Annotated in this window: 1 protein-coding gene (cut by a window edge); it reads right to left on the reverse strand. The window is 41.9% G+C overall.

All coding sequences use genetic code 11. The features are described from left to right. On the reverse strand, positions 1-12,112 hold the 3' portion of the coding sequence (locus FAX86_RS00020; RefSeq protein WP_144391295.1) for an Ig-like domain-containing protein. The gene runs 29,510 nt beyond the window's last position; the window shows 12,112 of its 41,622 coding nt (coding positions 29,511-41,622); the start codon falls outside the window, past its right edge — the gene reads right to left on this strand; the stop codon is at positions 1-3.

Raw genomic sequence — 12,112 nt, forward strand, 5'->3', positions numbered from 1 at the left:
TTATCCGAAGACCATCAATCTTTTACGATTATAGCTGTTTAGTGTTGCCAGAATATCTCGCTCAGGTTCATCATCAGGAACGGGTAATCCAGGCTGAGGAATATCAGGTTTAAGCAATTTGTCGGTGCGATATTTATTGAATTCAACAAACAAAGTATTGGGAACGCCAGTTGTAATACCAGCCGCGATTACATTACTACTGTCGTCAATTACAGATGCATCTGGATTTAAGACCCGAACGAAGTCTTCTCCAAAGTCTACGTTTGCACCGTTGGTTATGGAAATAGCGTCAAAAATATGTAGACCTGAGTATTCCATTCCTTCAAAAGAACTCAAATCAGTATCTGATTGAACAACAAGTTCGTAAGGAGTATTAGATACTATTGTAAAGTAGTCGGAATCCTCAACTCCGGGCACAAAAGAAATATTCAAGCCAGTGAGTTCATTAGACTCCCAAATGGCAATAGGCTGTGGCGTATCGCCCTTAATATTCATGACATAATTTCCATTACTACCTGAGTTCGAGCCAGAAACAGCTTCGGAAGAAGAAAAACTATACTGACCAACGGCAAGAACATAATCTCCTGCGCTTAAGCTGCGAGTGATTTTTGAGAGTCTTCCGGCTCCTCCATCATCATCAGAAGCCACAAAGTCATCCTGAGTTAATTGCCCATCGTCTCTAAATAAATGGATAACTGTATCAAAAGATCCGGAGGTAACTTCCATAATTAACTGCTGCTCAGTTGCCACATTGAAGTAATGGTACTGAACAGAATCTTCACCACTCGCTGCAATATTTCGAGACTCATTTATCTCAATAAACGAACCAAACTCTACGGACGATACTTGCCACAAGTTATTGCCGAGCGAAGTAACAGAAGTCGCTGTTCGGCTGCCTACTTTATTAAATTGAGTAAGGCCGTAAGTGTCTTGACCGCTAGAACGACTAACAAAAAGTTCGCCATGAACTTGGGATGGTTTGCGAACGAAGACTGTACCCGCTCCTGCTAAATCATCTGAAGTTGAAGCATACGGCGAATCAGCGGACATACTTCCAGTAAATGCGTAATTAGATTGAATTTCGACACTGACTCTACCACCCGCCGAAGGTTTATTATCGACTGCATCGATATCGTAACCAGCTCCATTAGCTTCAATATTTCCAACACCACTGATTTGATTAACCGTAATATTAATACCACCACCAGCACCACCATACAGCGAACTAGACGTTGCTTCTGCACCATTAGACATAATGGCACCATCGATAATCAATGAGTTTGCTGCTAATTGAATTAATCCACCACCCGCAGCGTCAAAGCCCGAACCTGCTGTATCAACATTAAAGTAAGTACCATAAATACAGTCTAAATTATTCAACCTGGCAACAGAGTTCAGGCCACCATGGCACCCCCTTTGATCGATATTTTCGGGACCCGATGATAAATACCCTTTTCCACTTAAATCGATAAATGACGGTGAACTATCGATATAAACTTCGCCACTTACGTTTAAATTCAGAGGATAAATCACTTGGCCATCAGAAACTTTTGTCGTTAACGTTGAACCACCGGTAATCATTAAATCCCCGTTAACTTGAATCTGACCAGTTACTCCTGACTCAAAAACAGAGCCGGCTTCAATCGTCAAAGTTCCATCTACGACTAAATCACCATCGGCAACCAAATTTAACTGAGTTGCATTTGAAATGGTAAAGTCACCTTGAATATAAGCGCCTCCTGCAGCGACCATAGACTCTGAATTACCGCTATTAAAACTTAGCGCCGAGTAATATTTCGCGCCATTAACGGTTATACCGCTAAATTGACTTTGTATATATTCGATTAATGTTTGAGAGCTTGGCGACAAATTGATTCCCGTATTGTTTTCAATTTCTACTTCAGCCAAGTTATTCACTTCAACTCGATCTTCACCAAAATCGACATAAGCGCCTCCCAATATTTTCAGAGAATCCAAACGATGAACACCGATTAGTCTGGAACCATAAGAAGGTTGAGATTCTGACTCAACAGTAAATGAACATTCAGCATTATCTATAATTCGATAAAGCGGAGAACTTGGCGTATCGGCATCAAGACTAACCATTGCTCCTGTAATGCTTGAACCGTGTCCATAATTTCTTCGCCATGGACAACTTCCATCTATTCGAGATACATTCACTTGCCACTGGTTTTCAAGATATGAGCTCTGTACATCGAGTATCAAATGTTCGCCAACACTTCTTATGACTGTGGATGGCTGATCAGAAATATGCCCAGCGTTATCTATTATCAAATCGCCTGCTGACTCTGATTCACGGGAAATAAAATAAGTTCCAGCGCCACCAACTTGGGCGCTATTTGCGACGTACTCACTAGCCGTGTTAACCGTTACATTCCAGAGTTGCGAGTCTTGTGCATCAACACTCACTCGTCCGCCACCTGCTACCTTGTTATCTGATTGTGCAAGATTATAACCGGCACCTCGAACATTAATCGTTCCACTGCCCGAAATAACAGGAGCTACCACTCGGACTCCACCTCCCGAGCCACCGGGTTGATTACTATCATTCGATTCACCACCGTCGGCATTAATTTCACCACTTAAAATGAACTCATTGGCATTAATGCTAACGTAACCACCACCAAAATATTCGTTTCGACCAGATCCGCCAAACAATGCATTGGAGTAAATTCCATAGACACAATCGAAACCCGAAGCTCGACTGTCTCCCGTATTTCCTGCGTGACAAGAAAAAGCGTCAGTAACAACTGGCCGTTTATTTCCTTTATTAGTCAACGCAATCTGCGACGTTTCGTCAATTTCAATTGTTCCAAGCGCATTTAAACGGACCGGATAATCTTTATAAATAGGATATTGATACTCGAGGCTAAAGTCTGATACTGGCTCGACTACAGTCAATCTACTTCCATTTAAAACTCGAATATCACCTTGTGTTGTGACATTGCCATTGACACCTAACACGAGTGTGGAGCCATTCGATACATTTACAGCACCATCGACATCCAGATCTCCGATGATTTCGGTTACGCCGTAATCTGATGCTCGTCCCTCCGAAATAATCGTGAGTTCTGCGCCATTGTTCACATCTATGGCTTCATCAACCGAAACTCTTCCTTCAAAAGCATTTAATGAAAGATTAGAGCCAGCCCCATTAGATGAAATAACTCCGCGAACATGAATATTACGAGCTTCAAAAATACGCGAGGATAAATCATTTACCGATTGAGCAGGTAAGTAAAGCGTATCATTTAACATGATTTGATCGTTTGAACGGAAGTAGCTGAGCAGTTCTACTGAACGCTCCGAAGCAATAATTCCGCTATTTTCATCGATTACAGAATTTGCAAGATCATTCACGATGACAATATCTTCACCAAAATCAACATAAGCTCCACCAGTAATACGAATCGTCTCTAACTGATGAACACCAATCAGTTTTTTACCTACCAAATTGAGGGTAGATAAATCATCGGTGGTTTTTATTACCATTCGAGTATTATCTAAGTTTCGATCGACAATATATAAAGGACCATCTGGATCATCAGCATCTAACTTAACAGTCAACCCTTTAATACCTTTATTCCAACCCAAGCGACCTGTCGCCAATCCCCAGCCACCCCAGCCAGTTTTTGCATCGACCGTAATTGTCCACTCATCTGACACTTCATCATGTGAAACGGACTCAATGACAAGCTCGCCGATTTCTTTGACCCGAGTGAAACCTCGTCTATCAAGCCAACCATTATTGTCAATTACTAAATGACCTGGAACAGATTCAGAACTCGAGATATAAGCAGTTCCGGCACCAGCTACTTGCCGAACACCATCAACTGTTGGTGGCTCGTAAACACTGCCAGTTTCGAGGCTAATGTTTAACCCGGTTGTGTCAGGCGAGTAAATGCTGATTCGTCCTCCTCCCGCAATTTCTATACTAGAGCCGTCTGGATTATCAACACCACCACCTCTCGCAAAGATACTGCCAGTACCAAAAATTCTGGAGGATGCTTCCAAATGGACGCCACCACCAGCACCACCTAAACCATACGTTTGAGCAGAGGCACCATCAGCATCAATGATGCCTTGTAACTCAATTTCATTAGCCGAAAGCCAGAGATACCCACCACCGCCAGCAGAAAAGCTTTTTGCGCCTGGAAGCTCAGCTCGCAAATAATGGCCGTGTGATTCATACGTGCTTCGATAATTAAATCGTTCGCCACCGTGCCCACCATCACCATAGTAAGAGAGCTCTTCATTCAGTCCTTTAAGATCAAATTTTGAAGTTGCATCAATCGTTACTTTTCCAGTAACTTCTATTCTTCCAGTAACTCTGTTAATCAAAGTGGTTCCTTGAGTTACTGTTAAGTCACCTTGAATCAGTAATGAATCTCCAATTAACTCATGCGTACCACCATCATTAAACGTTTGAGAACTCAAGTACCGAATACCATTCAAGATAATATTTTGCGAGTTTGAATTAATGTAATTGATCAAAGCTTCAGATGAAGTGGATAAAAATATACCAGCGTTCTCAATTGTTGAGTTTGGTAAATCATTAACGATAACTCTGTCGGTACCAAAATCGACATAAGCGCCGCCGGTAATCGTTAATGTTTCAAAAGTATGCACCCCTATCAGAGAATTACCAGCAACAGCACTTAAGTCATCAATCGTCTCAACAACTATTTGTTTCCCTGAATTGCTCGTTACTGTGTATAAGGGAGCAGTCTCATCAGCAGCATCGAGGCTCACGGTCATTCCGACGAGTGCATCTGTCTGCCAATTCGCATCTAGTGCACCAATTCGCCAAATGTTTCCGTTTAACTCATCTTGATCTACTGAAGTAATAACGACTTCACCAACGCTTGTAACGTAAGTTGATGGGTAATCAGTAATTTGACCTTTATTATCCGCAACAAAATGTCCTGCTTGAGCGTTTATCGACTGATAATAAATGGTTCCAGCTCCCGAAGGCTTATTAGAGCCGGAAGAATACTCACTGGCTGTATCAATAGTATTCACATTGAATCCACTAAGATCATCGACGTGTAAACTGATACGTCCGCCACCCGCATTGTTATTGGAGCTGTAACTCGTATTTCCTCCGGCACCTCGAGCTAAGATACGCCCTGCTCCAGAAAGAACAGGGGATTCGAGATGAACGCCACCGCCAGCACCACCTGTACGAGTTGTACTATTAGAAGGATTACCATCAACATCAATGACACCATCGAAAACAATACTATTTGCTTTAAGAGACAAATATCCTCCGCCACGAATACTCGAGTACTGACCTCGTGAACCAAAAGTGGTTACTTTCTTGTAATCGCCATAAGCGCATGGAACACTCAAACTCACGGAATCTGGATAAATACCTCCATGACAGCTTCGATATAAACTATTGTTGTTGTGGTAACTGCTGACCTTACCTTTCAAATCAATTTTTGAGTCTGCATCAATCGTCACTTCACCATCAACATTCAACTCAAGCTTTTCATTACTGGTCGTCAAAGTACTGTTAACCAATAAGTCTAAATCACCTTTAACTTGAACTGTGCCGCCAATATTGAGCGTCAGAGTCGATGAATCAATCACCTGAATATTACCGGCAACGACAATATCGTTTTCAATATTCAAAGTAACTGGCGTGGATTGCCCGACAAGAAGATCACCGACAACATAAAGTCCTATGTGGCTTTCAACCGTACTGGTTCCATTATCAAATTGAAGATAAGGCACGTAGCGCATACCATTAACAATAATTCCAGAGCCGATATTGTTAATGTAAGCCATTAACTCTTCTGAGCGTGGCGATAAATTAATTCCACTATCAGTCGTTAATTCAAACTCACTCAATTGATTAACAATTACGATGTCATCACCAAAATCAGCGTAAGCACCATTTCTTATTTTCAATCCATCAAAAATATGCACGCCGATGAGTGAATTACCGACGACACTCGATAAGTCGAGTTGGGACTCAACAACAATCGAGTTGTTGGTACTCGAAATGATTTCGTATAACGACGCATTTGGATCTTCTGCATTAAGACTTACTAAAACACCCTCTAAGTCACGGTCATTAATTTCAAACTCGCTATTTCTCCAATTTGCATTGTTAACAAAGATCTCCCAGCGACTGGTACCCGCGATTGGTTGCGCCTGAGTAATACGGTGCTCACCAACTTGGCGAATCGGTGTAAGTGCATCACTATTTAACTCATTGCCACCATTATCAATAACCAAAGAACCATAACTATCTGCATTTTGTTTAAAGTAAACAGTACCTGCACCATAAGGATTACTGGTGAACGAACTTCCCGAAGTAATAAAGTTACCATTAAATGTATTCGTATCACTGTAAATACTAATTCGGCCACCGCCGCCTCTCTGACTGTTCACCAGCAATGATCCAGATCCGCTCAACGAATTAACATTGATATGAATACTGCCGCCGCCAGCACTATAAGAAGCAGTTGCGTTGATATTTCCATCGATGATCGCATTATCAGCGACAAGGCTAAATACGCCACCACCACCTGCCTTGCCAGGATATTTTGCATGAAAATAGTTTCCAATCGCAGAACTTGCATTACCTGAAACTCCTGCATGAGAGTAGTCACTAAAGTATCCGGAACTATCACTTTTATCCGCTAAATCCAACTGAGCATTTGGGCCAAGAGTAAAGTTACCAGAAACATTGAAATTCAATGCATAACTAACAACTTCAACAACATATTCCAAATGATCGTATAACTCTTGAGCTGGACTTATCGAAATCGATGAGTTATCCAGAATTGATACATGGCCATCGACGTGAATTTCACCTGGCACTTCAAACGTTAACTGAGCGTCGGTGTCGAGTGATAGATTGCCCTTAATACGAACATTCTCACCGCTAATTGTTTGAGTTTCACTGCCCGTAAGAGTAACAGCGTTGAAATGAGTCACTCCGTTAAAAGTAAAGCCATCTTGATTTTGCATAAAGTAATCGATTAATTCGACAGAACTTTCCGATAAATTAATTTGGCTGTTTTCATCAATGGTAGAGTTTTCTAAATCGTTAACGATAACACGATCATCACCAAAGTCGGCATAGCCGCCATTGATAATATTCAAGGATTCGAAAATGTGGACACCTACCAATGTTTGCCCTTCAATACCGGCAAGAGAAACATCCGACTCAACAATTAACGCATCATCGGTATTGGATATTACTCGAATGGAATCAGACACTTGATCCGTGGCATCTAAGTCTACATGTAATCCTTCTAACGACTTCGGCTCCCATCCGTGTTTGGCAAGATTACTTTTAACCGTCAATGAATAAATACCACTAGCAACTGCATTAGGATCAACACCAGCTATTACATCACTAAGACTTATATCGTTCGCCGCTACTGCAATCACATAATCTCCGGGCCACAATTCAATGCTCATTAAAGAAGGTTTAGACTTAGATTTCCTCTCGGTAGGAGGGAAAGGACCATCACAAAGTTCTAATTCCCAACAAGGATCGAAATCACACTCCTCGCCAATACAGTCGTCAATAGGCGGACCATTGACCTCGTGACCCGCATCAACAAATCCGCCTTCACTAAGAACACCATCACCGTCATGCTCAAATAAGTAAACAAAGGGAACAAAACCTTCAGCTGATGCATCTATTTCAATTCGATGCTCTTCCTCAACAGTAAACTGATGATAAATCACTTGATTTGAATCGGAGGTTCCAAGTTGTCCCGACTCTTCTATATCGACTTTATCAAACACTACCGATGGCAATTCTGGATAAATCATCCATTGATTATTTCCTAAATCAGTTACACTTGAAATCGTGCGTAAACCAACACCGGGTATTGGCGTTAAACCTCTCGTATCAATAGAGCCATTATTATCAATAATGAGGTTACCAAACTGATCATTAAGAGGCTTGATGAATACAGTACCCGCTCCAGAAACGCGACTTATAAAATTAGTGTCACCGTCACCAAAACTCTCTGGCGCTACTCTCAACTCACCTGTAAAGTTTGCTTTATCGTCAATGTAAAGACTGATTCTTCCACCACCGCCAGATACTAGACCAGACCAAAAATCACCAATACCTCCCTGCGCCTCAATTAAACCGCTACCCGTTAAAATAGGTGATTCAATGTGGATACCACCACCAGCACCACCAAGGACCAGATCTTCGCGCCAACTACTAGGACCTATCGCTCCATTCGCAGTAATCGAACCATGTAACTCAATTTCTCCTGCTATTAATTCTACAAAACCGCCTCCGTCCTGAGAGCCAGCTGAGCCAGAATAACGAGCACGTTGATAGTTACCATATATACAGTCTGAAGGCTGATTAGCATCGTCATATTCTGGATTGCCAGGACTACCATTTTTGGGCCTATATACAGCACCACCATGACATGATTCATTATTTTCCAATCCAAATGGCGCACCAAAATCAAACTCACTTCTTTGATTTACATCGATACTCGATCCATCTGAGATAATTAGCTTACCGCCAACTGAAATACTTAACTCTTCGTAATCACAATCAGCCACACAAGGAGCAGAAGTAATGGTTGCACCATCGATGACATCCATATTTCCACCAACATTTAAATCAGAGAATAAGTTTACTCCACCGGCAATAACGACATTACCTAATACTTCCACGTCTTCAATTGTGTGGAACTCAGCGCCATCAGTAATTTGCAAGTTGCCTTCGACAATCACTTTACGAGCTCTGATAACCGTGTTACTCGAAATAACAAGATTGGTTTTGATTCGGAATACACCGTCAGTTTCAAATAGAGTATTGATAGCTTCAACACTATTTGCAATAACATCACCGGTGTAGGTTAGATTCTCCTCCATCCAAACCACATCACCCAGTGTTGTTGCACCAGTGACTTCGAGAGTAACGACATCGGCAGTATTCGCAAAATCAACTCTCAGCTCTGCGAGTCCCTGAGCATTCACCTGGAAGCCCGTCGCTAATGGCTCAGCCACCGCTAAATTATTACTTTGATACTGAATCGCAAATCGTGTTGCATCACTCACATTGACACTGTAAGACTGGCTGTCAACAACAACTTCAGCAATCACCGTTGGTACGACTAAGCCTGTGTCATTATTCGAATCGTAAAGAATGTTGTCTTCAACAATATTAATGCTCACGACTGCGGTTTCATCCAAGGTATAGCTGTTCTCGTTAACAGGATCAGAGCCGAACTGAACTTCCAAGAAGTCCGACAATCCATCACCATCCGTATCAGCTAGCGTTGGATCACTGAAGTATTGATTGACTTCTTCACCGTCCGTTAACCCATCACCATCGGTGTCCGCATTATTTAGATCGGTACCTAATGTCACTTCAATAGCATTTGATAACCCATCACCATCGTGATCTTCTTGTCCATCAGCAATACCGTTTCCATCACTGTCGCCAGAGGTTGGATCCAAACCAATATCAAATTCAATTCGGTTAGGTATGCCATCGCCATCAAAATCACCATCAGTTGATAAAATTCCAAGTGAAATTGTATTCGCGACATCAAGCGCGTTTTCAGAAAGAACACCTGTCAGTGATACCGTTACTTGCTCGCCATCGACAAGATTTGCATCGGCAAACGAAGGAACGATGAACTGACCCGTTTCAAAATTAAAGGCCGTTGACTTATCAGAGATATGAATTTCACCACTCGATATACCCGTGCGATCAATTCCGTCAGCAACATTAATCGATAATGTCGCTGTCGTGTTCTCAAGCACATAATCCGACGCTTGTTCTGGAATTGAAACAACCGGCGTACATGCGGATAGTGACTGTTCAAGTAATCGATCCGATTCTGCAACACCCCGTAAATTCGATTCTGAAACATCAATGTCATAACAGGCATTCAGTTCAAATGCACTTTCTGGTGTGAACCTTAATACTTGTGATGATTCTAAGTAAACATCGCCCACGACTCTTTCACCGTTACGACGAATGATAATTGAGCGTGACTCACTACCGGTTTGTGCAACAGGCTCGTTGAAATTCATCGACATTGGGAACAATGTCGTGTCATGAACTTCAACAAACTCTACATTACTGATCGCAGGTAATCGTTTCGCAAATGATAAAGTATGAGTTTCAGTGGTCGGCAACGACGTTGCTGGATCCATTAACTGAATATCAATATTAATATCCTCAACAACCGTGTTACTAACATCGAATATTGCTTCACCTTGAACCATAGAAACCGTATTTAAGCCACCTTGCCCATCAATGGTTGCACTACCTGTAACACCTAAGGTGACCTGAGCATTTGCATCCACTAAATTGCCTTCACCATTCGTGTACTGCTCTACGCGGTTGTAATAGAAGTCAACCATCGACATGCTTACGGTTGCTACTTCATCCGTTTCAAGAACATCATCACGTCCTAAAGCGTGATTTGAAATTTGTTGAGTCTCAAAAGCGAAACCATATGGATCGTTAGCGACCACAGTGACCGGAACCTCGGTAACATCAACCAAAGTTGTTTCAACATTATTATCGTGATCGTAACGTGTCGTGAGTGTATTACCTGTTGACGGATAACTCACAACAACAGGATAAACGCCCGATTTTGTGCTGGCAGACAAGGCAACCGTCGCTTGACCATTAATCACAGTGACAGACGCTTTTTCGCCAATCAACTGACCGGATGCGTCATACAAAGTTTCAACTTGTTGGTTAGATGCGAAGCCAAAATGGAAACCAGTATCCAATACGGAAAGTTCAATCACCTGTTCATTATCATTGATAGACAGATTATTAAATTCATCTTTCAACGCAATGTGTAGCTCTGTATTTTCCGCCGCTTTAACAGGTGCGATATAATCAATATCCGCATAAATTGCCGAGCCAGGAGTTAACTCAACATCCATCGTCGCTGGAAGCAAACTAGTTGGCATTCCTTGACTAGGAACATAATTCACTTCAAGTATTGCTGGACCAGGAATCGTATAATTGTTCCAAGTTATTTGCGCTAAGCCTGATTCATCGGTCGTTGAACTACCCATTTCAACGGAGGTTTCTGCGCCAATCGCTTTCCAGGAAATTTGCTGATTAGAAACCGGACGTCCCGACCGATCGACCAGTTTCACTTGGTAATCACCCAAATTGGAAAGATCAACCAAGCGTCGATTCAGTGATTCATCATTCTGATTATCAAAAAGAACTTCGTTCGGTAAATCAGACAAACCGATCGTAAACTCATTACCTGTTGAAGATTGACCAAGTCGATCTGTCACTCGGAACTCATAAGAAACCTCATCATTAATCACCGTCGAACGAGGCATAGACCGAGTGAATGTTCTTCGATCATCACATTGTCGCCAAGAATAATTCGGCTGACATACTGTATAAACGTTTGCGTTACTTCCCGAAGAAGACACTAAATCAAGAGTCAGCTCGTTTAATTCACCATCGTCCGCAGCAGAAATATTAGATACGGAAACTCGAGCACTCTTTCTGTAGAAAGCACGGCTCGGTGCATCAACAACGAGGTTATTAACGTCAGGCACCTGATCAACCAGTACTGACAGATCAAACTGCTGTGTTTCTGTTTGATTAAAGTCATCGGTGACCGACACAGTAAGTTGACCTTGCTCGGTATCCGTTAATCGATTGTCACGACGATCGATAACTCTAAAGTTACGAGTAAAAGATTTTGTTTGCGATGAAATATAAAAAACTTGATGTTGACCTTGCCAATCCACACGAATTTGCTGTGGTTGAATATCATCAGTAACGGTTACTTCCACATTGAAAGTGCTTTGTTCTTGAATTGAATCAGGGTAGTTCACCTCAACAATTTGTGGACCTTCATCTTCACTAATGCTCACATTTAATGCGGTCGAAATTTCATTCCCCGCTTTGTCAAACGCAGTCACTTCATATTGGTAGGAGTCACCGTTTTGCGGTAAACGTTCAGTAAACTGAATAAGCTCTTCTTCGACGACTGCCGAAATTAACTTACCGTCTCGACTTAATAATGCGTAGTCTATTCCACTACCCGTGTCCGATAATTCAACATTAACGACATAAGGACGTTTTGCTGGA

Source organism: Pleionea sediminis, assembly GCF_007570825.1.
GTDB lineage: Bacteria > Pseudomonadota > Gammaproteobacteria > Enterobacterales > Kangiellaceae > Pleionea > Pleionea sediminis.